This window comes from Pseudoalteromonas sp. S3776 (assembly GCF_005886915.1).
In the GTDB taxonomy this organism is placed as follows: domain Bacteria; phylum Pseudomonadota; class Gammaproteobacteria; order Enterobacterales; family Alteromonadaceae; genus Pseudoalteromonas.
In genome coordinates this window covers 1-643 of the sequence record NZ_PNCU01000051.1, presented here as the reverse complement: position 1 = coordinate 643, position 643 = coordinate 1, and the positions used below count along the sequence as shown (strand labels likewise).

General features: G+C 50.9%; 1 protein-coding gene. It reads right to left on the bottom strand.

Annotation, left to right across the window (positions count from 1 at the left end; genetic code table 11):
* On the bottom strand, positions 1-643 hold a 643-nt coding region (locus CWC16_RS16805), incomplete at both ends, for a hypothetical protein (protein WP_138542340.1).

Genomic DNA, 643 nt, shown 5'->3' with positions numbered 1-643 from the left:
GGTAACGTATTCGCCGTTTTGTACAAGCGCCGTGGTTTCAACTTGGTTTGTACCATCACTGATGATCACCGTCACGGTTTGACCGTCTTCCACATCGCTCACCGTGCCACGCACGACCATGGCGGCGCTTTCACCGTTACCATTAATCACGCCGTCGGCGGTTTTATCAATGCTAGTTGTGATCGCTGCGGTGTTATCAAGTTCTACGCTATCTTGCGCATTTACAGGGTTACCTGCCACATCTGACACGCTAGCCGTGGCGGTGAGTGTGCCGTCGTTTAATGCGCTTGCATCAATTGGATCTGTAACGTATTCGCCATTTTGTACAAGCGCCGTGGTTTCAACTTGGTTTGTGCCATCACTGATAATAACAGTAACAGTTTGACCGTCTTCCACATCGCTCACCGTGCCACGCACGACCATGGCGGCGCTTTCACCGTTACCATTTATGACGCCGTCGGCGGTTTTATCAATACTGGTTGTGATCGCTGCGGTGTTATCAAGTTCAACTGTATCCTCAGCTGTAACAGGGTTACCTGCCACATCGGATACGCTGGCTGTAGCAGTGAGTGTGCCGTCGTTTAGTGCGCTTGCATCAATCGGATCGGTAACGTACTCGCCATTTTGAACGGTTGCTTGAACT